Below are 21966 nucleotides of genomic sequence, written 5' to 3'. Positions count from 1 at the left end.
GCAGGTGAGCGAGGCCTCAACGTTCACGTTATCCGGTTGTTTTCCACATTTGTCCACTCCATCAATAGGGCCCTGAACTGCGCATATTTCTGCTCACCGATATTTTTCGCGAGCACTTTTTCAGCCTCGGCACTGAGACGGATTAATGTCGCCTGCAACGCTTTGCCGCGCGGTGTGAACATCACCAGCGATGCTCTACCGTCACTGGGATCGGCTCTTTTTTCAAGGTAGCCGAGCGTAATAAGTTCTTCGACTATGGCAGACATACTCTGCTTGGTGATCTGAGCCTGTTCGGCCAGGGTCGTTACCCGTGCACCCCGGCCGGTCAGATGGCGCATCACTTTACTATGCATGGGGCGGATATCCGCATACCCAGCTTCTTCAAGACGACCGTAAACCTGTTCCGAAAGCGCACTGTACATCCGGCGCAACATCGCGCCAAGGGTATGTTCCAGCACAGAGTCGCTGTTTTCTGGCAAAGGTTCTTCGGGCATGCTGATGACTCCTCGGTCAATGTAATAACGCCTGGCAAAGACAGCTTTTCCGCTGCATGGGCCGGCCTATCCGCAGCATTGGTATGCAGACGCTTCTATGGCCTGTGTAAGCACGGCGTTAAATATTCTATCTGTAACAGTATCATTTTTTTCAGATAAAAGTAAGGTTAACTTACTAAAATTGTCAGGTTGCCTTACTAAATTGAGCATACCAGATCAGGTTGCTTAAGGGACGAGATCCAAATTCAACACTGGAGTAATGCAATGGACAGAAAATTTCTAATTGTAGGTTTTGCTTATGCAATTGTCGGTTTAGGCCTCGGTATTTTCATGGCCGCTTCCAAAGACCATGTACAATTTACAACGCACGCACACATCATGCTGATCGGATTCTTGCTTTCATTTTTATATGCGCTATGCCACAAGCTCTGGTTAAACGGACCTATCGGGATACTGGCAAAAGTCCAATACTACATGCATTTGATCGGAGCTTCAGTCATCTCAGGAGGCCTGTTCCTGTTGTACGGCAATTTTGTACCGCTCGAAACGATTGACCCGGTGCTTGCCATGAGCTCTGTTGCGGTTTTTGTTGCCGCAGTCCTCATGTTTGTACTGCTCCTGAAGACAACGGGAGAACGGGTCGGCGCGATGCAATAATATGCTGCAGGAGAGCTTCTTTCTCCTGCAATCTTTGTTCAACAAGACGACTGAACACAGCAGACCGTCAGTTGCGATACACCACATCATATTGAATCCAACATACAGGCACCCTTTTAAAGGAGGCAGAAATTGAAGTCAACGCGAACTTACTGGAATCCATTGGATTTGGCGAACGACAATATGTGGGAGGATATTCCCGGTTCAGACGGCAACCTTCAACAACTCACAATCGCCCTGGATAGTGACAGCGGTGACTATACCCGCCTGACGCGATTTAAAGACGGTTATTCGACCAAAGCCTTCGGAGCGAAAAGCCACGACTACCCCGAAGAGATCTATGTCGTCCAGGGGCGGCTTTACGATATGGCCTTCAACATGTGGCTGGAACCCGGCTGTTATGCCAGCAGGCCGCCGCACGAGGTCCACGGCCCCTTCATTGCCGAGGGGGATGTCATCATTCTCGAGATCTCCTTTCCGAGCCAGTCTGCCACAAAGAGGTAACATGGACTTCGCGCACTGCCGCAACAGACTCCGCCCTCGGAGCGCATAGTGGTGTGTTTCAATTTTTTGACTCCATAAACAAAGAAAACCGATGGCTACTCATGAGCTCCATACAGAAATCGAAATCGACGCACCCGCCGAACGGGTATGGGAGATCCTTGAGGATTTCGCCGTCTCGATTGCAGGTATAATTTTTGTATATCACCGTCAAACCCACCGGAGTAAAGAGAGTATGATGAACGAGTGTTTGTTGAATATATGCAAAACGTTTGAGGAGACAACGGATTTTCTTTCGAACCGATCGCAGGAGAAAGAGAAGATCGTGACAAAACTTTTTTTTGATTTTTTAGACTGTTTCTCTTCCCTGCAGGCGGAAAAGCTTGAATACCCCAAAGAGTTCCAGAACGATGTCAAACTCTATCTGCAGGGCCACCCGATCCTGCAGAAGAAGTTTGAAGACGTAGAGATCCGCTACCTGATGCTGAGCGATTTTTACGATTTCTGCCGATTGACGAAAAGGTATACGAAATAGTAGATGCCTGAACGAATCAATCGGCACGCCAGGATCACCGCATCCGCGCTGGGCGGCATGATCAACCACGGGCTGTTAGAGATCCTTCAGCGCAATACCCCCAGCCGTGGCTTTTTTATCGAAACCATGAGGCGAATCACGCCGTTACCGGCTCAACGGAACGGAGGGGGCATTTACCGTCATCCCCAACTTTCTCGCCACCGGGACAACTGCCGTCCTGGTCAGCCTTGCGTTCATCGTGCGGCCCCTTAAGTATCTCCACACCAAACACGGTGCAGCCGTGTTTCTCTTCCTTATGGTACTATTGACGTTCATGCTCGCCAACCTGACCTTCATCGCCGCATATGCGCGGGATCTTGTCACGCGGCAGACGGAGTGAAACCGCACGGAGATTTTTAGGATCACGCAGTGAAGAGAAAAATAGCCTTTATACTGTTGGCGCTGCTGTCACTGGGCGCCTTTATCGTTTTTGGAGTCATAGGTGTTTATCAAACCGAAAACGGTATCGTGCTGGGACTTCCGGATTATGAAAAAAGAAGCATTCATGTTTCCCAGGTCGATCTGGAGATCCTGGTCAGGGCAGATACGCTGCTGGCAGATGAGGGTTCATGGCGGAAAGAGCACCTTTCGGACTGTTCCCTCTCCCCAAAGCTGGACCTTTACTGTGCCCTTCAGCAGGCTTCCGTCGATGTCACGGGCAGGTATGTCCACCGTCAGCCTGCCCTGCAGGAGGTGCGGTTTGCGATCGACGATCTGTACCGGGAACGGTGGAGCAAGCACAGGCTTATCGACTTCAACGCGAATCAAGAAACGCGCTTCAGTGACATCAAGTCGGTCCTCGACCGGGCGATCGCAACCGTGAAAAAGAAACTGGAGCGATAAACAATTTTTTGCGTGTCCATTTCCAACATTGCCAAAGAGGTTCATGCAAGGAAAATGATCAAAATCTACCGTTACCTCATCGTACTGCTGTGGATGATCGGGGCGGCATACGCTTCCACCGACCGTACCGCCGATGATCGTCTCAGAAACGATCTGCTCCATTTTGCGCGTTCGCTTGCGCAATCGCATTTTACGGGCACACCGGTAGCGCTGCCGGCATCCATCGTGCTCGATGGCAACTGGACCGTCTCGGTCACCCCCTATCTCCACGGCGGCCCCCTCGGTACCGGTACCGGGCAAAGCCACCTGCTCTACCGGGCCGTTATCGATGCCGTCGGTGGGGTCCTTTCAACGTCCGGCGATCGACATCCAGATGAAGAGGCTATCAGGGATTCACGTCTTCTGATCGCTTTTTCCCGGCCCGGCACGGAGGATAATGCACTGATCGAGTACAGGGGCAATGCCGAAGAGCTGATTGGCGACGTCGTGACCGTTCGGCACGTGGACAGGGAGATGATCTACGCCAAGATCATGGCGGCCAAAGCGTACCTCCTGCGCGCAATGGACGAAAAGACGCACGGTTTTCATAAGCTCTATACGGCCGAAAACGGCACCTTTGACCGCCGTGTCCTCACCACCTACTCCTCCTCCGCGCTCTACAGCCTGTTAAAACTCAATGATCTGGAGCGGGACGGGAACATTGCCAGACTGATCCCCCTTATCGCCGATTTCATCCTCTCTATGCAACTTCGCGAAGGTCCCTACAAGGGGGCGTTTCACTACTCCCTTTCCCTGGAAAGCGGCGAAAAAGACTATCGTTTCGTCGTCGGAACGACTTCGAAAACCATTTTTACCCTGCTGGAACTCTATAGAAGGACAAACGACATTAGGTACCTGGATGCCGCCAGGTCGGCCGCCGACTGGCTGCTCAGCATGCGCAATCCCGACGGCAGTGTGATCAACCAGGTGCAACTCGAAAACGGACAACCGGTTTTTGACAGGCGCTACTCGAACCTCTATACGGGCGAGGTGCTCTCAGCCCTCTCCAGGATGTACGCAGCCACTTCGGACAGCCGCTACTTCGAGGCCGCTCAAATTCTGGCGGATAATTTTCGCAAAAGGGCCGAGCGCGATGCCTATTTTCTGACGGACGACTACCGTTCGCCGACGGATGCCGTGCCGACAAGCTGGGGCGTGATGAGCCTGCTCGATTTTTACAAGATCAGCGGTAACGACCTCTATAAGGAAGTTCTTCGCCGCTGTCTCGGCGAGATTTTGAAACGGCAGAAAAATGATCCGGACGATATGAAAAATTACGGCAGGATCGGTACCGGGCAGAATACAAGCGGCAACGGATGGATAAACGAGGTCACCTCGGAGGTGTACCTGACATGTCAAAAAGAGCACTGGACGGGCTGTATGACCTACAAGGAGTCTATGCTGAAAATGGTGCGGTGGCTGATGCAGAACACCTACACCGAAGCAAACACCTACTTTTTGAAAGCACCTGACAAAGCGATCGGCGGCCTTATCAGGAGCTATACACGGGAGGAGGTCCGGACCGATGCCGTCTGCCACGGCGTCAACGGCTATATCAACCTCTATAACAGCGGCATGGAGGCCCCGGTACAACGCGAAAAAAGGAGAGAAGACCCATGACACCCGTTATCATCCAGGCGACACCCGAAGATGCCCGGCCCATCTCCGTGCTGACAGGCGAACTGCTGCACGAGATCATGGAGCGTATCGCTATCAAAGCTTTTCGTTTCAACCCGAAAGAGACGGAGGAGAGGGCAAGGAAGCTTCTCTCCAGGGGCGTTTATTACGTCTTTCTCGCCGAGGATTCCGAATCCGGCGAAGCGGTCGGGTTCCTCTCGCTCTATGAAAGTTATGCGCTCTACGCCGAAGGCGCCTACGGCACCATCCCCGAACTCTATGTCCGCCCGCCCTACCGCTCCAAAGGCGTCGGGAGGCAGTTGCTGCAGCAGGCAAGGGATTTTGCCGTCGCCAAGGGGTGGAAACGGCTGGAAGTCACGACGCCGCCCCTGCCCCAGTTTGATAATACACTCGCGTTTTATGAACGTAATGCCTTCGAAATTTCCGGCGGACGGAAGCTGAAATGTGATATCGCAGATATGGTGCGATAACACCGTTTTCTCGGTAATCTATTGGCCAAAAATGCTATGGGCAGAGAATAAATCCACATTGTTTAAATTATAATAAAACAGATAAAAACATCAAACAGACACTTTATAATTTTCTTAAGATTCACGATGTACAATGGGCGCGATATTTAAAAAAATTATATAAATTTTGTGATGGCCTAAAATATGACCTGTTTTTCCAAACAGGGTCGATACCGAAAAGGTATAATGTCCTATAAACATTCTATTTAATCTAGATAATAATTCTATCTTCAAACGTAAAGAAAGCAGGGCTGTTCCGGCAGTACCGAGGAGACGCGAACGGATGAATCAACGCTTCACTGTCACGATCCATGACCTTGACGGCGTGCGGCAGTACAGCCTGCACAATATCGTCAAAAAAGTCCTTCTGTACGCAGGGGCCGGCCTCGTTACGCTTATCGCCGCCGGGCTCGCATTTATTCTCTTTCTCAACGCTTCGCTCAACGAGATCGACGAGAAAAAAGCCCAGCTTGAAGCGCACAACGTCGAGCTGAAGAGCTCTATTACCGCTGCGGAGCAGGAACTCGCCGCCAAACAGACGGAACTCACCACGGTCTCTGACCGCCTTGAGGGCATCGAGACGCTGATCGGTCTGGCGCCGGATACGGAAACGGAGAGCAGCCTGCTCGAACGGGTGGAAATTGCCCAGATGAACTCCGTACAGCGGGCGGCACTTCTGCAGCACATCCCCAACGGTTCACCCGTAGAGTACCGCGGCATTACGAGCAAGTTCGGCTACCGCACCCACCCCACCCTGAACCGTAAAGAGTTCCACCCCGGCAGCGACCTCCGCGCCCCGATGAACACTCCTGTCCATGCTACGGCGGACGGTGTCATCGAGTACGCCGGGATGCACAGCAGCAGCGGTTACGGGCGCCTGGTCATCATCGATAACAACTACGGCTTCAAAACCTATTTCGGCCATCTCAACAAGATCGGCGTCAAGTCCGGCCAGTACGTCAAAAAAGGCGATCTGATCGGCTACAGCGGCAATACCGGGATGAGCAACGGTCCGCACCTGCATTACGAAGTGCGTTTTATCCAGCGCAAACTCAACCCCTACTGGTTTATCAAGTGGGATCTCGAACACTATGCCACCATCTTTGAAAAGGAGAAAAAAGTACCATGGCAATCTTTGGTAGCAACAATAACACGGAATCAAAACCTGCAAAAGCTCCCGTCACCAACACCAGTACCACCATCATCACAGCTGGCGCTTTACTCAAAGGCGAAATAACGCTGGAGTGCGACGTCTTTTTTGACGGCCGCGTGGAGGGAACGATGCATTCCAAGGGGGTCATTACCGTCGGACAGAACGGCGTGATCGTCGGCGAGGTCAAGGCACCGCACCTGATCGTCCGCGGCCGCATCGAAGGGACCGTCGATGTCGACCGTGTCGAGATCAAAGAGAACGGCTATGTCGGAGGGATCATCTCTTCCAAAGAGATGGTCATCGAGTCCAAAGGGATCTTCGAAGGCGAAAGCCATCGCAAAACAACCCAAACCGCGGCCAAACCTGTCCAGGAAGCCGCAGCCGAAAAACCTGCCGAAAAGAAGAGCTGATCGGAACACAAGGAGCCTGAATGCCACGGGATAAGGAGTACAGCTACGCCCACAACCGCTACCTTCTGCTCCTCTCCCTGCTCTTCGCACTGGAGTTCATCCTCCTGGCATTTACCCCCTTCGACCGGCACGACTGGATCTTGGAAAATGTCCTGGTCCTGCTGGCCGTGCTCTTTTTTGCCACGACCTACAAAACCTTCCCTCTCTCGCGCATCTCGCTGACCCTGATTTTTCTATTTCTCTATCTGCACGAAGTCGGTGCCCACTACACCTACGCGGAGGTCCCCTACGAGGCGTGGGGGCAATCCCTCTTCGGCATTTCGCTGAACGGGCTCTTCGGATGGGAACGCAACAACTTCGACCGGGTCGTCCATTTTCTCTACGGGCTGCTGCTGGCGTATCCGCTGCGGGAGTTTTTTTTGCGGGTCGTCGACGTCAAGGGGTTCTGGGGCTACTTTTTCCCACTCCTGGTCACGATGGCCAGTTCCATGCTGTACGAGCTGGTCGAATGGGGGGCCGCCGTCTATTTCGGCGGTGACCTCGGTATGGCCTACCTCGGCACGCAGGGGGACGTCTGGGATGCCCACAAGGATATGCTGCTGGCGACGATCGGCGCCCTCCTCGCCATGATCCTGACCGCGGCCATCAACGCCGCCCTGCAGAAGGATTTCGGCCGGGAGTGGATGCACAGCTTCCGGGTCAAGCATAAGCTTCCACTAGGCGAGAACGCCCTGATGCGGCTCTGGCGGCAGCGCCGTCGGAAGTAGCCGAAGCACACCCCCTATTCAGAGGGCTTCATAATCTCAAACGCATCAATCGGTTCGTTGAACGCGATAAAGAGCACGCAGGGGTCCCCTTTTTCGCAGTAGGCGACATGAGGATGTTTCTCAGGACCGAATGCGTACATGCCGGTTTCAATCAGCACGGGTTTCTGGCCATCATACTGGACCGTCATATTGCCCGAAACGAGGATCATCCGTTCCGCTGACGTATGCCAGTGGTGCGGGATCTTGTAATCGCCCGGTACTTTGAAAAAAACGTCGGTCCGCGGTGTCGCCGGATCGCCGTGCAGGACCGCAATACTGCAGCCCTCTCCCAAAAAAGCGGGACAGGGGCCCCACTGCAGCTGTTTGTCGTCATATTTATAAGCCAATGCCGGTTCGCCGGCCGTCGCAACCGAAAAGAGGCCCGTTACGGCAGATACCAGCAGCATCGCCGTCACCGTTCGCATAGAGGTCGTCATAATGATTCCTTTGGTGTAAGACAGTGCTTACGCTTCGTATTTGCAGTACCACGAAAACATCTTAACACTACGCCCTGCCGTTGAAAAGAGCCAATGTTCGCTTAACAATACAATTTGTCGGAATATTTGATTTTTCTATACTTGATGTGACACTATAATAGGCAAAAGACGAAAGGTGACATCATGGGAGCCCCGCTTCCGCTTTATACGATCGAACAGACGATCAATACCTACAAATATCTTTTCAAACCCAACCCGACCTTCGGAATGGATTTCTACGCCGAGGACTTCGAAGCCAGGGATGTCGTGCTGCTGCTCGACGACATCGCCCCGAGCCACGGTATCCCGCTGCGTTTCGACTACTACGCGCTCTTTCTCCGGCTGAAAGGAGAGACGATCCGGACCGTCAACCACTTCGACTATACCATCCAACCGCAGGCGCTGCAACTCGTCTCCCCCGGCTCCATCTACGCCTTCAGGGACATCTCGGAAGAGTCGAAAACCTATGTACTGCTGTTCGACAAGGCATTCATTGAAGAGGAGAACCTCTCTTCAGAGACCCTGGAACCCCTTTTCGCTTTTCACCGCATCCACCAGAATGACGTCGTACTCGACACCTCGAGCTACGCCCAGGTCCTCGCACTCTTCGAACAGCTCAGTTACGAACTGCGGCAGAAAAAAGAGGATTTCAAGAGTATGGCCAAGATGCTCATTACCCAACTGCTCTTCCTGCTAAGGCGTGAGAAGCAGAACGCGGGCCTGCCCCAGAACCTGACGCGGGCCGAACAGCTCAGCGCCGAATTCCTGGTTCTGATCGAAGAGCACTTTTGGCAGCGTAAAAGCGTGCAGTCCTATGCCGAGCTCATGGGGATCACGCCCAAGCATCTCAGCGAAACCGTCAAGGCGACCCTGAAACATTCGGCGCTCTCCTACATCCACCTGCGCATCATCAAGGAGATCCAGTACCTGCTCTGCTTCGGTAATATGTCGATCAAGCAGATCGCCTACGCCCTCAACTTCGAAAGCCCCTCACAGCTGGGACGCTTTTTCAAAAACCACGAAGGGATCTGTCCGAAGGAGTACCGTTTGAGGAACCGGATTGAGTACCCTGCGCTGATGCCGGGCAAAAAAAGGTAATATCAGCCGTTTTCCGCCGCATAGAGCGTCAGTTCGTACACCCACTGCTGCAGCGGGAGCATCGCTTCGTAATGGGCGTAGAGGGTATCGAGCAGTGTGTCGGAAGTGATCAGCGCGGCATCGGTCTCCGTATAGGCGTACAGCGAATCGTAAAGGGAAAGCTCCGCAAACGGCATCTGCTTGTCGAAACCTGCCGGGAAACGTTTATAGCGCTTCTCGGGAAGGCGGTAGCCCTTCTTCGTCAACCCGTCAAGGATCTGCTGCAGTTCGCGGCGCCGCGGTTCCGATTTGAGGTAGGCACGGTAGGCTGAGAGCATCGCCGGTTTGAAACGGCGCAGTCCCGTCGCGACGAAGAGCGTTCTCGGATCGAAATGGAGGTAAAAGGCGCTGCTCTGCATCCGCTTGCCGCTGCCCTGCCAGAAAACGATCCCAATGTGGTCCTTGAGCGGCGGTTCGTCGAAGTGGAAACGCTGGTCGCGGTAGATACGGAAAAGCGAACCGTTGACTTTCGGAACGGCATTGATCGTCGGCACGAGGGCCATGAGGTGTTCGCCCATCTCCTCGACGAATGCGCGGCTGGGTTCGAGCACAAGCTCCTGGTAAAGCATCTTGTTGGCGTCGAACCATGCTTTGGTGTTATTGTGCTGGAGTTCGGCTAAAAAAGGGAGGGTTCCTGCGGGGAAGTGCGAGAACACCGGAAGGCTCCGATGGTCTCTTTAGAGGCGGACGGTGTCGACGCTGATGCACTCTTCAAGGGCGGAGAGCTCTGAAAGTGCTGCGTCTTTGACCGGCGTGTCGGTGATAATGACGGCAAGGGCTTCGCCGTTGCTGTTACGGCCCAGGCGGAAGTCGCCGATGTTGACGCCGTTACGCGCCAGCAACGATCCCACTTTGCCGATAACGCCCGGGACGTCGGTGTTCTTGAAGAGGGTAAAGTTCCCCTTCGGCTCGACGTCGAGGTCGAAACCGTTGACCTCGACGATGCGCTGAACGCCCTCTTCGAAGATCGTCGCGTCGATGTCGACGACGCGCTTGTCCGTCGTCACCTTGACGGAAATAAGGTTCTTGTAGGCGCTGCTGGAGAGTTCCGCAGAGGTCTCGATCTTGATCCCCTTCTGCTCCGCAATGAAAGAGGCGTTGACATAGTTGATGGTGTCCCCCGTCTTGTCCGCCAGGGCACCGACGGTGACGAAGGTGCTCAGCGAATCGAGGTACTCGGCGATATCGCCCTGTGCGCTGACCTTGATGGAAACGATCGGTGCGCGGTTGAGCTCGCTGGCCATGAACCCGATCTTCTGTCCGAGCTCCAGGAACGGCTTGACGAACGCCGGGATCTTCGTCTCGTCGATCGGCAGGTTGAAGGCGTTCGGGTAGGCGATACCCTTCGCCGCTTCGATCGCCTGCTGGGCCGCCTGGGTACCGATGTTGTACTGGGATTCGAAAGTGTTGGCACCCAGGTGCGGGGAGACGACGATGTTGTCAAGGTCGAGCAGCGGGTGGTCCGTCGCAGGCTCTTTTTTGAAGACGTCGATACCGGCGAAGCGGATCTTGCCGGACTTCAGACCGTCGTAAAGTGCTTCTTCATTGTACAGGCCGCCGCGTGCACAGTTGATCAGCACGACGCCGTCTTTCATCTTGGCGATCTCTTCGGCGCCGATGATGTCGATCGTCTCCTGGTTTTTCGGCGTGTGGATCGTAATGACGTCACAGGCAAGGATGTCGTCAAAGTTCTCGGTGTATTTCACGCCGAGGTCTGTTGCTTTTGACGCCGGGATATACGGGTCGTATGCGATGACGTCCATCTCGAATGCCTTACAGCGCGTTCCGACGCGGCTGCCGATGTTACCGAAGCCGATGACACCGAGCTTTTTGCCTTTGAGTTCGTAGCCGTACCACTTCTCGCGTTTCCAGATGCGCTGGTTTTTAAGATGGTCGTGTGAATAGGGGAACATACGCATACAGGAGAGCATATGGGCCATCGTCAGTTCAACCGCGGCAATCGTGTTGGCCGTCGGGACGTTCATGACGATGATCCCCTCTTTGGAGCAGCCGTCGATGTCGACGTTGTCAACCCCGACGCCGGCGCGGACGATCGCTTTCATCTTCTTGGCGGCAGCGATGAATTTGTCGTCAACATCGGTTGAGGAACGTGTAATCGTAACGTCGGCGTCCGCAATCACATCAAGCAGCGCCGTTTTGTCGACATCGGCAGCAAATACGTAATCGATCTGCGGATCGTTCTGAAGCATCTCGAGCCCGGCTTCGTGAATGTGGTCACATACGACTACTTTATATTTTTCCATCTTAAAATCCTAAAGTGAAATTGAAAATGTTATCAACAAGTACCTGCCATGCAGGGCATTGCTGATAAATTTGGGAAGCCCCTCCGCTGCAGCGGAAAGGGGTTATTTTTTGAGTTGGTCTTTGATCAGGTCGCCGAGGCTGTTGGATCCGTCCTCTTCGTTGAGCTTGTCGAGGATTTTCTGATCGTGCAGTCTGTCGAGTTTGCGGACAGAGAGGCGGATACGATCACGCTTGGCATCGATCGCAACGATAGCCGCTTCGATCTCCTGCCCTTTTTCCAGTTCTTCGGCCTTGAGCGGCTCGAGGTCTTCGTTGCGGATCAGCGCGTCGACACCGTCAACGAGGGAGATGAAGACACCGAAATCTTTCACGTCACGGACCGTACCTTTGACGATGTCGTTGACGCGGTGGGAAGCGGCGAACTTCTCAACCGGGCTCTCTTCGAGCATCTTGCGGTTGAGGGAGATCTTCTGATCGTCGCGGTTGATCTTCGCGATCTTGACTTCGACTTCGTCGCCGGCTTTGAAGAGGTCTTTGGCTTTGACGCCTTTTTCCCACGTCGTATCCTGGTTGTGCAGGAGGCCTTCGACGCCGGCGATCTTGACGAACGCACCGAAGTCAGTCAGGGATGTAACCGTACCGGTAACGATGTCACCCTCTTTGAATTTCTTCGCAAACTCGTCAAACGGCTTCGGAAGGAGGCGTTTGAGGGAGACACGCAGCTTGTGCTTGTCCGGATCAACGTCGATCACTTCAACATCGATGTCGCTGCCGACGGTGAGGTAGTCTTTCGGGTTCTTGATGTTCTTGTCCCAGGTAATCTCGGAGATATGGAGGAAACCTTCGATATCGTTTCCGAGGTCAACAAAGGCACCGTACGGCTCGATGTTGCTGACAGTAACGGTGATGGTGTCGCCCGCTTCGAGTTCATCCTCGATCTCTTTCCACGGATCCGGCTGGACCGCTTTGATGGAGAGGGAGAGGTGGCGCTTGTCTTTATCGTAGGCAATGGCTTTAACGTTGACTTTGTCGCCTTCGCTGTAGAGCTTGGACGGGTTGACCGGCCCTTTGTAGCTGATCTCGTTGTAGTGGACCAGGCCGTCGACACCGCCGACGTCTACAAACATACCGTAGCTGGTGATCTTCTTGATGACACCTTCAACGACCGTACCCTCTTCCATGAGCTGGTCGATGATCTCTTTCTTGCGCTTGCGCTCTTCGTTGAAGAGTTTGCGGCGGGAGACGACGATGGAGTTGTCTTCCGGATCAAGCTTGATGACCTGTGCTTTGACTTTGCGGCCGAGAACGTTGTCGCTCTCTTTGAACGCTGCGAGTGAACGCGGCATGAAGAAGCTGACGCCGTCCGCTTCGATGACATAGCCGCCGCGGTTCTTCTTGGTCACGGTCCCTTCGATGATCACATCTTCGAAATCCTCTTTGTGCGCTTCGACGAACTCCATCGTTTTCTGCTGCTCGAGAACTTTGCGGTAGGAGATTTTCGGACGCTCGTTGTAGTGTCCCGTTACCATAACCGTGATTTTGTCACCGACGTTGAAAAGCAGATTGCCCGCTTCATCCCTGATCTCATCAAGACTGATGATACCTTCCAGTTTTTCTCCAACTCCGACGAGCGCGCGATTATCGTCTTCTTGGATTGCGACAACTTCACCTTCAGTGATGCGATTGGATTCTTGCTCCTGGAAAGAAGCCTCCAGCATCTCGGCGAAATTTTCTTCTTCAAATGCTTCGTTATCGAAAGCCATACCTGTACCCTTATTACGTAATAAAATCTCGTGAGTATAGCGAAAGAAAGCTTTTATGAAGCAGAAATATTGTGGGAGGGTAGATTTTTTACGGTTAGAAGCATCTTCCCGAAACGCAGCGGGAATCCCGTGCGTTCTATTGTCTGTTTTTGATCCGCGCGATCACCTGCTGAATGATCCAGTCCGGGGTGGAAGCACCGGCACTGATACCGCAATACGCCTTGCCTGCAAACCAGCTGTCGTCGATATCATCCGGCCCTTCGATATGGTAGCTGTCGGGGCAGTACGCCTGGGCGATGCTGTGGAGCTGTTTCGTGTTCGAGGAGTTTTTCCCCCCGATAATAATCATCACATCGGCTTTTTTCGAGAGGTCCCTCACCGCGTCCTGGTTTTCGAAGGTCGCGTTGCAGATCGTGTTGAAGACCCTTACTTCTTTATAGCGCGGGATCAGATAGTCGACGATTTTGAGGAACTCTTCGACCTTGCGCGTCGTCTGCGCCACGACGGCGATCTTCTCTCTGAAGCGGATCTGTTCAAGCTCCCCGACGCTCATGACGACATAGGCGCCTTCTTTGGCATAGCTTTTTACCCCGCGGATCTCCGGGTGGGCCTCGTCGCCGAATATGACGATGTCGTACCCCTGCTCACTCATCTCCTCGCAGATCTGCTGCGGTTTGGTCACATAGGGGCAGGTGGCGTCAACGACGTGAACATCTCGCGCATAGAGCGTCTCCAGTTCCTGTTTCGGGATGCCGTGGGTCCGGATGACCGCCGTGTCGCCCGCCTTGAAATCGTCCAGGTTCTCCGTCAATGCGACCTGGAAATCCTTCTTGAGGCGGTCGATCTCCTTGGCATTGTGGATCAGCGGCCCGTAGGTCGCGGAACTGCGGTTCTCCTCAGCGATCTTGATGGCACGTTTGACGCCGAAACAGAAGCCGTAATTCTCAGCCAGTTCAATTTTCATAGTGCACTTCCCCGATCGTATTGATCAGCTCGAAAAAGTTGGGGAATGAGGTCCGGATGCAGTCGACATCCTCCACTTCCATCCCGCAGCGCAGCCCGGCGACAATAAAGCTCATCGCGATACGGTGGTCCCCGAAACTGTCGACGCCGGCCATCTGAAGATCACCGCCCGTGATGCGGTACCCGTCTTTGAACTCTTCACAGGCAATGCCGCATTTTTGCAGGTTCGTCATCACCGTCGTGATACGGTCGCTCTCTTTGACCCGGAGCTCTTCGGCATTACGCACTTCGCTCGTCCCCTCCGCCGTCGCCATTGCAATGGCCAATGCCGGGAGTTCGTCGATGAGCCACGCGATATTCTCCTCGACGACGATCGCTTTGAGCGGACGGTAATGCACCTCGATGTTTCCGATGGGTTCGTACCGTTCATCGGTCACTTCGTAGCGGATATCCGCGCCCATGCGCTCCAGCGCCTTGAACGCCTCGATACGGGTCGGGTTGAGGGTCACGCCCTCGATGACGCCACTGCTGCCGGGAGTGATTGCCGCGGCAACGGCAAAAAAGAAAGCGCTGGACGGGTCGGCCGGCACCCGGATATCGAGGGGCTGCAGCAGGCCTGTGAGGGGCTGCACTTCCGTACGGAGGTGCTCCGTTGTGATCTGTGCTCCCATCCCGCTCAGCATACGCTCGGTATGGTCGCGGCTGAGCTCCGGCTCTTCGAAATAACAGGGACCGTCGGCCCGCAGTGCGGCGAGGATCATCGCACTCTTTACCTGTGCCGAGGCGACAGGGCTTTTGTAATCGAAGGCTTTAAGCGAACCGCCGCGTACGCTCAGCGGTGCCAGGTCGCCGTTATTGCGGCCGTCGAGCATCGCGCCGATGCTGCGCAGCGGTGCCGTCACCCGTTTCATCGGGCGGCGGCGGAGGTATTCGTCCCCCGTAAGGACGAAATGCCCCTCGGCCGAAGCGAGAAGACCGCAGAAAAGCCGCATCCCCGTACCGGAGTTGCCGCAGTCCAGAACGTCGCCGGGCTCCTGGATACCGCGGGAGACGATGGTAATGACATCACCGTCATCCTCGACCTCGGCTCCCAGCGCCTCAACGATGCGCAGGGTGTTCATCGTATCTTCACCGCGCAGGAAGTTGCGGACGACGCTTTTGCCCTCGGCAAGGGTTGCGAACATCGCGCTGCGGTGCGAAATCGATTTATCCGCCGCGATCCTGTCGCTGCGGAATGCAAACGTCTCCGCCGGCGCGATACGGACCCGGCTCATCGCAGTGCTACCCCGAGATCGTTCTGAAGGGCTGTCAAAACCCCTTCCATTGCCGCCGTGATCTCCTCTTCTTCCAGGGTCTTCTCCTGCGACTGCAGCACGAAGCGCAGTGTCAGGCTCATCCGGTCGCCCAGGCTCTCGTCCGTGTAACGGTCGACGGGGTAGAAGCGGACGATCTCGCCGCTGCGGCTGCTTTCGATAACGGCCGAAACCTTCTCGTACGGCATCGCCTGCGGCATCAGGATACTGAGGTCGCGGTGTGACGCCTGGTATTTCGAATACGCTTTTGCTTCGACCCGTTCAAAGGCCAGCGCGTCGAACGATCCTTCAAACATGACGGTGCGCGGCAGGTCCATCTCCGCCTGCAGTGTCGGATGCAGGGTAAACATCTCCCCTATTTTCACACCGTTCTGGTAGACGGCCGCCGCCTGGTAGGGGTGGGCCATCTTGTGCGCCGGTGTGACGGGCTTGAGGGTGAAATCCCCCAGGACGTCCGCTGCCAGCTTGGTGAAGGACTCGAAGCTGACCGTTGCGGGCTTGCCGCTGTTGTCGAGGCTGTCCTCGTTCAGGGTACCCGCAAAGAGCAGCGCCATCTTGACCGATTCGCGGCGCTGGACGTCAAAGACCGAACCGATCTCGAAGAGCGGGATGCGCTTGCGCCCGTTCTTGGCGTTGCTGCTCGCAGCATTGAGCAGCCCTGCCAACAGGGTCGGGCGCAGCGTATCGAGGGTCCCCGCGATCGGGTTGAGCAAGGAGAGCTCTTTCGCGACGCTTGGAAGGCCGAGGGCATCAAGCTGTTCGCGTTCGTTGAAAACGAAGTGGACACTCTCGTAAAAGCCGCTCTGTGCCGCGCGCTGGCGGTAGGTCTGCTTTTTGCGGAAGTCGAAATAGTCATCATCGATCCGGTCCGCCTCGGTCAGCACGAACGGTTTCGCCGGGATATTGTCGATGCCGACGATACGGACGATCTCTTCGATCAGGTCCTGGCGGTTGACGATATCGTGGCGGAAACGCGGTACGCTGACGACGATCTGCTCCTCGCTCGACTTCGAAATGTCGAAACCGAGGTTTTTCAGGATGTTCGCCACACGGCTCTTGTCGATTTCCGTACCGATAATGCGGCTGACATACCCCATATCGATACTGATATTCTTCGGTTCGAAGGCTTCGGCATGTTCCAGGGTCCCACCGTAGATTTTGCCTTCGCCTTTGGCCTCGATGCAGCTGAAGAGGAAATCGCTTCCGAGTGCGAGTTCCGGTTCGCTGCCGCGCGAGGTCCGGTAGTAGAGCGGCCCGCTCTTCAGTTTCGTCTCTGCCATCTTCTGCGAGATGACATCCGGTGCGATATAGCTCGCCTCGATGACGATGACGCCGCGGACATCCTGGAGCCGGGAGGCATCTTCCTGGCGGATGCCGATGATAGAAGCGCACTCTTTCCCATAAACGGCACTCAGGCCGTGCGCATCGCGCTTGATGACGATCCCGGCAAGTTTCTCGTCGTCACTGCCGCGGAAGAAATCGACCGGGTAGGCGCGGAGAATGACGCCGGTACTGTGCATTGCGTATTCAAGACACCCTTCGACGGCGTTGGTGCGGCTCTCGTCGATCATGGCCAGGCGCAGCATCATCAGCAGTGAGTCGTCGAAGAACTCGACCGAGACCGCATGGTAACGGACACTGCCGGTGACGTCACCTTCGACATCGAGTTTCAGCAGGCGCCCGATGCCCAGGCGGTTTTCATCTTCACGGCCGGCGGTCCGCGGCTTCAGGCTCTTGTCCAGGGCCGCACAGAGGTCGCGGGCGACCCCGCGGATGCTCAGACAGTCCCCGCGGTTCGCCGTCAGTTCGATCTCGATCAGGTCGTCGTTGAGCAGCGGGTACTCAGAGAGCGGTTTGCCGAGCTCGAGGGTCCCGATACTCTCGTCAAGCACGAGGATGCCGTCGTTCACTTTCGGCAGCCCCAGTTCGGTCGCGGAACAGATCATCCCCGCCGAATCGACACCGCGCAGTTTGACCGGTTTGATCTCCAGACCCCCGGGCATCACCGCGCCGACAACGGCAACGGGAACATACTGTCCCGCAGCAACGTTGGGCGCCCCGCAGACGATCTGGCGCGTTTCACCGCCCAGATCAACCTGGCAGACGTTGAGCTTGTCCGCGTCCGGGTGTCTTTCGCATGCCGCGACTCGCCCGACGACGATCTTTTCGGGGATCCGGAACGATTCAACCCTGTCGACTTCCAGACCGATCGCATTGAAGGTCTTGGCCAGTTGCTCCGTCGTAATGTCGGAAAGGTCGATCCATTCGTTCAGCCAGTGGCGTGTGACAATCATTTGAACTGCTCCAGAAGTCTGATATCGCCCTCAAACAGCGACCGCAGATCCCCGATACGGTGGATCAGCATCGCAAAACGCTCCACGCCGAGGCCGAAGGCATAGCCGCTGACGTTTTCATAGCCGACCGCCTTGAAGACGTTGGGATCGACGATCCCGCACCCCAGGACTTCCAGCCAGCCTGTCTTCGAACAGACGCGGCAGCCGTCGCCGCCGCAGAAGATACAGCTGATATCGACTTCCGCGGACGGTTCCGTGAACGGAAAGAAGCTCGGGCGGAAGCGGACTTCGACATCGCCGAACATGTACTTGAGGAAGTCCTCGAGGATGAACTTCAGGTTCGCGAAGGAGACCTTGCCCTCTTCGTCGACGAGGAGCCCCTCGACCTGGTGGAACATCGGGGTGTGCGTCAGGTCGTAGTCGCGGCGGAATACGGCACCCGGCGCGATCATGCGGATCGGCGGCTTCTCGCGCTTCATCGTGCGGATCTGTACCGGGGAGGTGTGGGTACGCAGCAGCATCTCGTCTTTGAAATAAAACGTATCCTGCATGTCACGTGCCGGGTGGTACTTGGGCAGGTTCAGCGCCTCGAAGTTGTGGAAATCATCTTCGACCATCGGCCCGGTTTTGACCGAGAAGTTCATGGCGACAAAATATTCGACGATGCGGTCCATCGTCTGCATCACCGGGTGCAGCGCACCGCGTTCGCTCCCGCGTCCGAACAGCGTGACGTCGATCGCCTCCGCTTTCATACCCGCCTCGAGCGCCTCGAGGGCCAGGATCTCTCTACGGGCATTGAAGGCCTCGGTCAGACCGGCCTTATGCTCGTTCAGCTCCTTGGCAAAAGCCCCCTTCTCCTCGCTGGGAACGGACTTCATCTTCGCGAACTCAGCCGCGAGCACCCCTTTTTTCCCGAACACCGCAATACGGATCTCTTCAAGCTTGTCGACACTCTGCGCCGACGCAATGGCGTCATACCACTCCTGCAACCGTGGCTCCTTCCCGGGGGGAGACCCCCATGTATCTTGCGCGTATTGTATCCAAAGAGATTTAAAAGCCCCGCTAATGGGCCGAATTAACCGTTATCTGTCAGCCTCAAAGGCTTCTATGCTACAATCACAAAAACGCTCTTTCAAGGAACATTCATGTGTCTTTTCTGCAAAATCGCCAACAATGAACTGAGTGCCAACACGGTGCATGAAAGCGACGATTTTATCGCCTTCCACGACATCAACCCCAAGGCCCCGGTCCATGTGCTCGCCATTCCCAAAACCCACGTTGACAGCTTCAACGACGTGACGCCGGAGATGATGGCCGCTATGACTGCATTTATCCAGGAAGTGGTCGAAAAGGTCGATGTGAAAGAGAGCGGTTACCGCGTCATTACCAATATCGGGGAGAACGGCGGCCAGGAGGTCAAGCACCTCCACTTCCACGTCCTCGGCGGTGCCAGACTCCGCTGGGGCCACTTCGCAGACGCGGACCCGAAAGACTTTTTATAAACCATACGCCGCAGGAGCTAAGCTCCTGCGACTACGTTAACACTGGGTTTGTCCTCGCGCAGCTGCGAAATTCCGCTCCACTACATCTTCAGCAGAGAGCTCACGCGCAGATACACTGCGCTTTCTCTCTCAATACAAACAAAAACATTTAAAAAATTTCGGTCTGGAACGTCCACGTAATAGTGAAGATAAAGTGCGTGTGAGTGTATTACATGCGGCAGCCGCTTTGTCCTTTTTTCTTCCCGGTTCGGCTTCTTTTTTGGACAAGCAAAAAAGAAGGGGAACAAAGGACCTAAAAAAGGGTTTGCGGCGTGTTGAGTAGTTTCGGCTTAGCTAGGGCAGGCTTCGATTTCGCCGAAGTCGATATTGCCGCCCTGCCCGCTGATAATCTCCTCGTTTTCACGCAGTACGTTGCCGTTGTGCGTGACGGAGTAGCTGATCTTCGTCGTATCACGGACGGTGTTGATCGTCGAGCAGTAGGTCTCAATGCTGCCCATGACCCAGCGCAGCGCCGTCATATCGTCGGCATCGGAGTCAAAACGGTAGTCGAGGTGAAGGGTGTTGAACTTGCACGGCGGTGTTTCGTTGCGTACGACCTCGCCCTCGACACTGAGGTTCGTGACCGTCTTGCCCTGCTTTTTCGGGATGGCAATGAGGTCGCTCGTTGTACAGGCGACGAGGCCGGAAAGGAAATATTCGATCGGCGAGATCACCGGGCAGTCGATGACAAAGCTCTGCCCGCGGTCCGTTTTCGCTTCGAAACGCATCTCATCCAGGTGGGAAATCGTTACTTTCATAAATCAAGCTCCTTGAGGTAGTTTTCGAAGTGCACGATCTGTTCGAGCGTGCGCACCGTCGCCGTCCCGCCGGAGGAGGTACGGGCGTTCATGGAGTGTGCCAGCTGAAGATGCGGGATCACATCTTCGCCGATACGCTCATCAATAGCCTTGAGCTCGCCGAAGGCGATCTCGCTCAGGTCTATTCCGAGGACTTCGGCGCGGGCGACGGCCTTGCCCGTGATGAAGTGCGCTTCGCGGAACGGTACCCCGCAGCGCTCGACGAGGTAGTCGGCCAGGTCGGTGGCACTCAGATGCCCTTTCTTCGAAGCGGCAAGCATGTTCTCGGGCTTGACGGTCATCGTCTTAAGCGCTTCGTTGAGAATCTCCAGGGAGATATGTGCCGTAGCCACGGCGTCAAAGACCCCCTCTTTGTCCTCCTGGGTATCTTTGTTGTAGGCGAGCGGCAGCCCTTTCATCACCGTGAGCAGTCCCATCAGCGCGCCGTAGACGCGGCCCGTTTTCCCCCGCAGCAGTTCCGGGACGTCCGGGTTCTTCTTCTGCGGCATGATGGAGGAGCCTGTCGAGTATTCGTCGGAGAGTTCGACAAAACCGAATTCATAGCTCGACCAGAGGATCAGCTCTTCGCTCAGGCGGGAGACGTGCATCATCATCGTCGAGATGTTAAAGAGGATCTCCAGGGCGAAGTCGCGGTCGCTGACCGTATCGAGGCAGTTGACGCTGACGCTGTCAAAGCCCAGTTCATGCGCGGTAAAGCTGCGGTCAATATTGTGCGGGGTACCGGCCAGTGCGGCACACCCCAGCGGGGAGACATTGTTGCGCTGGCGGCTGGAAAGAAGACGGTCGATGTCGCGTTTGAACATACTCGCATACGCCAGCAGGTGGAAACCGAAGTTGATCGGCTGGGCATGCTGCAGGTGTGTCATCCCCGGCAGCAGCGTTTCCGTATGCTTGCCGGCAATGTCAATGAGGGTCTGCATCAGGGTTTTAAGCTGACCGGCGATCTCGAGGTTTTTGCGCAGGACGTAGCGGCGGAAGTCGACGGCCACCTGGTCGTTGCGGCTGCGGGCCGTATGCAGTTTCTTGCCGGCGTCGCCGATGAGCGCGGTGAGGCGTTTTTCAATCGCCATGTGCAGGTCTTCGTCGCTGATATTCCACTCGAATTCACCCGATTCGATCTCTTGACGTACCTGTGCCAGTCCCCCGCGGATCGCTTCAAGTTCATCCGCGCTGAGGATGCCGCGGCTCTGCAGCATGGCGGCATGTGCCAATGAACCTTCGATGTCTTCCCGGTACAGTTCGCGGTCGAACATGATCGAGGCGTTAAACTGGTCTAGAAGCGAAGAGGCTGAGGCGCTGAAACGGCCGGACCACATTTTTTCCATAGCTCTGTCTCCAAAATAAATTACGGTATTTTAGCGAATAGGGTTTAAAGTGCAGAAAGGGCCCTCGGGCCCGGGGGTTTTAGTTACAGGCGGGAACGTTTCCGCTGTCCTTGGCGTATTCGACCATAAAGTCCTTGAGATGTTTCGAGTTCTTCTGGAACTTCTTGCTCTTGAAGTATTTCCATGATTTCTTCGCTTTCTCGTTGTTAAGATGAAGTTCGGCCAACCCTTCGCCGCTGTTCTTCATCATCTTCTTCCATGTCCTTCTTTTGAAGGTGAAGGCGATATCCTGCCCGTCATCATGACAAGCCTTACACTGCTTGTGAAACTCGCGCTGCCCTTTGTAAACGGCGGCTTCGCTGACAACACCGGTCATCAGTGCCGCTAAAAGAACAGGGAAAACGACCTTCTTCATCCGCATCCTTTCTCCATGGGAGGTGTTACACA

Annotated in this window: 23 protein-coding genes; 11 read left to right on the top strand and 12 right to left on the bottom strand. The window is 55.2% G+C overall.

Annotated elements, in window-relative coordinates; genetic code table 11:
• Window positions 1–23 precede the first annotated feature (23 nt).
• The gene (locus tag WCX49_RS04855; RefSeq protein WP_345986456.1) at window positions 24–494 is read right to left on the bottom strand and encodes a MarR family winged helix-turn-helix transcriptional regulator; all 471 of its coding nucleotides are present in this window, start codon (window positions 492–494) and stop codon (window positions 24–26) included.
• Window positions 495–758: 264 nt separating this feature from the next.
• Between WCX49_RS04855 and WCX49_RS04850 the strand changes: the two genes are divergently transcribed.
• From WCX49_RS04850 to WCX49_RS04810, 9 genes are all read left to right on the top strand, one after another.
• Window positions 759–1151 carry a TonB-dependent receptor gene (locus tag WCX49_RS04850; protein ID WP_345986455.1) on the top strand — a complete coding sequence of 131 codons (393 nt, stop codon included), beginning with the start codon at window positions 759–761 and terminating at the stop codon, window positions 1149–1151.
• A 132-nt stretch (window positions 1152–1283) separates the two neighbouring features.
• Window positions 1284–1655, top strand: a complete 372-nt coding sequence (locus tag WCX49_RS04845; protein WP_345986454.1) for a cupin domain-containing protein — start codon at window positions 1284–1286, stop codon at window positions 1653–1655.
• A 322-nt stretch (window positions 1656–1977) separates the two neighbouring features.
• Window positions 1978–2187: a hypothetical protein gene (locus WCX49_RS04840; protein ID WP_345986453.1), complete on the top strand. Its 210-nt coding sequence runs from the start codon at window positions 1978–1980 to the stop codon at window positions 2185–2187.
• A gap of 408 nt (window positions 2188–2595) precedes the next feature.
• On the top strand, window positions 2596–3069 hold the full coding sequence (locus WCX49_RS04835) for a hypothetical protein (protein WP_345986452.1): 474 nt from the start codon (window positions 2596–2598) through the stop codon (window positions 3067–3069).
• Window positions 3070–3123: 54 nt separating this feature from the next.
• On the top strand, window positions 3124–4728 hold the full coding sequence (locus WCX49_RS04830) for a hypothetical protein (RefSeq protein WP_345986451.1): 1605 nt from the start codon (window positions 3124–3126) through the stop codon (window positions 4726–4728).
• Complete coding sequence (locus WCX49_RS04825) at window positions 4725–5216, top strand: GNAT family N-acetyltransferase (protein WP_345986450.1); 492 nt, start codon at window positions 4725–4727, stop codon at window positions 5214–5216. The genes WCX49_RS04830 and WCX49_RS04825 overlap by 4 nt, the downstream gene beginning before the upstream one ends.
• A gap of 322 nt (window positions 5217–5538) precedes the next feature.
• The gene (locus tag WCX49_RS04820; RefSeq protein WP_345986449.1) at window positions 5539–6492 is read left to right on the top strand and encodes a M23 family metallopeptidase; all 954 of its coding nucleotides are present in this window, start codon (window positions 5539–5541) and stop codon (window positions 6490–6492) included.
• Window positions 6456–6818: a polymer-forming cytoskeletal protein gene (locus WCX49_RS04815; RefSeq protein ID WP_345986785.1), complete on the top strand. Its 363-nt coding sequence runs from the start codon at window positions 6456–6458 to the stop codon at window positions 6816–6818. The genes WCX49_RS04820 and WCX49_RS04815 overlap by 37 nt, the downstream gene beginning before the upstream one ends.
• 20 nt (window positions 6819–6838) lie before the next feature.
• Complete coding sequence (locus WCX49_RS04810) at window positions 6839–7585, top strand: DUF2238 domain-containing protein (protein ID WP_345986448.1); 747 nt, start codon at window positions 6839–6841, stop codon at window positions 7583–7585.
• A gap of 14 nt (window positions 7586–7599) precedes the next feature.
• On the opposite strand, the gene WCX49_RS04805 is transcribed toward WCX49_RS04810, so the two are convergent.
• Entirely contained in the window at window positions 7600–8061 is a 462-nt protein-coding gene (locus tag WCX49_RS04805) for a cupin domain-containing protein (protein WP_345986447.1), read from the bottom strand.
• 183 nt (window positions 8062–8244) lie between these two features.
• Here WCX49_RS04805 and WCX49_RS04800 point away from each other — a divergent pair, with 183 nt between their 5' ends.
• Entirely contained in the window at window positions 8245–9198 is a 954-nt protein-coding gene (locus tag WCX49_RS04800; protein ID WP_345986446.1) for an AraC family transcriptional regulator, read from the top strand.
• 2 nt (window positions 9199–9200) lie between these two features.
• On the opposite strand, the gene WCX49_RS04795 is transcribed toward WCX49_RS04800, so the two are convergent.
• The 7 genes from WCX49_RS04795 to pheS form a co-directional block, all read right to left on the bottom strand.
• Complete coding sequence (locus WCX49_RS04795) at window positions 9201–9893, bottom strand: DUF2461 domain-containing protein (protein WP_345986445.1); 693 nt, start codon at window positions 9891–9893, stop codon at window positions 9201–9203.
• Window positions 9894–9914: 21 nt separating this feature from the next.
• The gene (serA, locus tag WCX49_RS04790; RefSeq protein ID WP_345986444.1) at window positions 9915–11501 is read right to left on the bottom strand and encodes a phosphoglycerate dehydrogenase; all 1587 of its coding nucleotides are present in this window, start codon (window positions 11499–11501) and stop codon (window positions 9915–9917) included.
• 102 nt (window positions 11502–11603) lie between these two features.
• A complete protein-coding gene (locus WCX49_RS04785; protein WP_345986443.1) occupies window positions 11604–13265 on the bottom strand; it encodes a 30S ribosomal protein S1 in 1662 nt (553 codons plus the stop codon).
• Window positions 13266–13401: 136 nt separating this feature from the next.
• Window positions 13402–14229, bottom strand: coding sequence for a 4-hydroxy-3-methylbut-2-enyl diphosphate reductase (locus WCX49_RS04780; RefSeq protein WP_345986442.1), 828 nt, complete (start codon window positions 14227–14229; stop codon window positions 13402–13404).
• The gene (aroA, locus tag WCX49_RS04775) at window positions 14219–15502 is read right to left on the bottom strand and encodes a 3-phosphoshikimate 1-carboxyvinyltransferase (protein WP_345986441.1); all 1284 of its coding nucleotides are present in this window, start codon (window positions 15500–15502) and stop codon (window positions 14219–14221) included. The genes WCX49_RS04780 and aroA overlap by 11 nt, the downstream gene beginning before the upstream one ends.
• Window positions 15499–17835 carry a phenylalanine--tRNA ligase subunit beta gene (gene pheT, locus WCX49_RS04770; protein ID WP_345986440.1) on the bottom strand — a complete coding sequence of 779 codons (2337 nt, stop codon included), beginning with the start codon at window positions 17833–17835 and terminating at the stop codon, window positions 15499–15501. The genes aroA and pheT overlap by 4 nt, the downstream gene beginning before the upstream one ends.
• The gene (gene pheS / locus WCX49_RS04765; RefSeq protein ID WP_345986439.1) at window positions 17832–18824 is read right to left on the bottom strand and encodes a phenylalanine--tRNA ligase subunit alpha; all 993 of its coding nucleotides are present in this window, start codon (window positions 18822–18824) and stop codon (window positions 17832–17834) included. Before pheS ends, pheT begins: the two co-directional genes overlap by 4 nt.
• Window positions 18825–18980: 156 nt before the next feature.
• Between pheS and WCX49_RS04760 the strand changes: the two genes are divergently transcribed.
• A complete protein-coding gene (locus tag WCX49_RS04760; RefSeq protein WP_345986438.1) occupies window positions 18981–19337 on the top strand; it encodes a histidine triad nucleotide-binding protein in 357 nt (118 codons plus the stop codon).
• Between the two features lie 329 nt (window positions 19338–19666).
• Here the strand turns inward: WCX49_RS04760 and WCX49_RS04755 are convergent, their stop codons facing one another.
• The 3 genes from WCX49_RS04755 to WCX49_RS04745 form a co-directional block, all read right to left on the bottom strand.
• Window positions 19667–20134 carry an OsmC family protein gene (locus WCX49_RS04755; protein ID WP_345986437.1) on the bottom strand — a complete coding sequence of 156 codons (468 nt, stop codon included), beginning with the start codon at window positions 20132–20134 and terminating at the stop codon, window positions 19667–19669.
• The gene (argH, locus tag WCX49_RS04750; RefSeq protein WP_345986436.1) at window positions 20131–21519 is read right to left on the bottom strand and encodes an argininosuccinate lyase; all 1389 of its coding nucleotides are present in this window, start codon (window positions 21517–21519) and stop codon (window positions 20131–20133) included. Before argH ends, WCX49_RS04755 begins: the two co-directional genes overlap by 4 nt.
• Before the next feature lie 79 nt (window positions 21520–21598).
• Window positions 21599–21934 (bottom strand): cytochrome C, encoded by a 336-nt coding sequence (locus tag WCX49_RS04745; protein ID WP_345986435.1) that lies wholly within the window; start codon window positions 21932–21934, stop codon window positions 21599–21601.
• Window positions 21935–21966: the final 32 nt, after the last annotated feature.

The organism is Sulfurimonas sp. HSL-1656 (assembly GCF_039645585.1).
In the GTDB taxonomy this organism is placed as follows: domain Bacteria; phylum Campylobacterota; class Campylobacteria; order Campylobacterales; family Sulfurimonadaceae; genus Thiomicrolovo; species Thiomicrolovo subterrani.
Note: the sequence above shows the minus strand (reverse complement) of the source record. Positions and strands in the feature narration are given on the sequence as shown.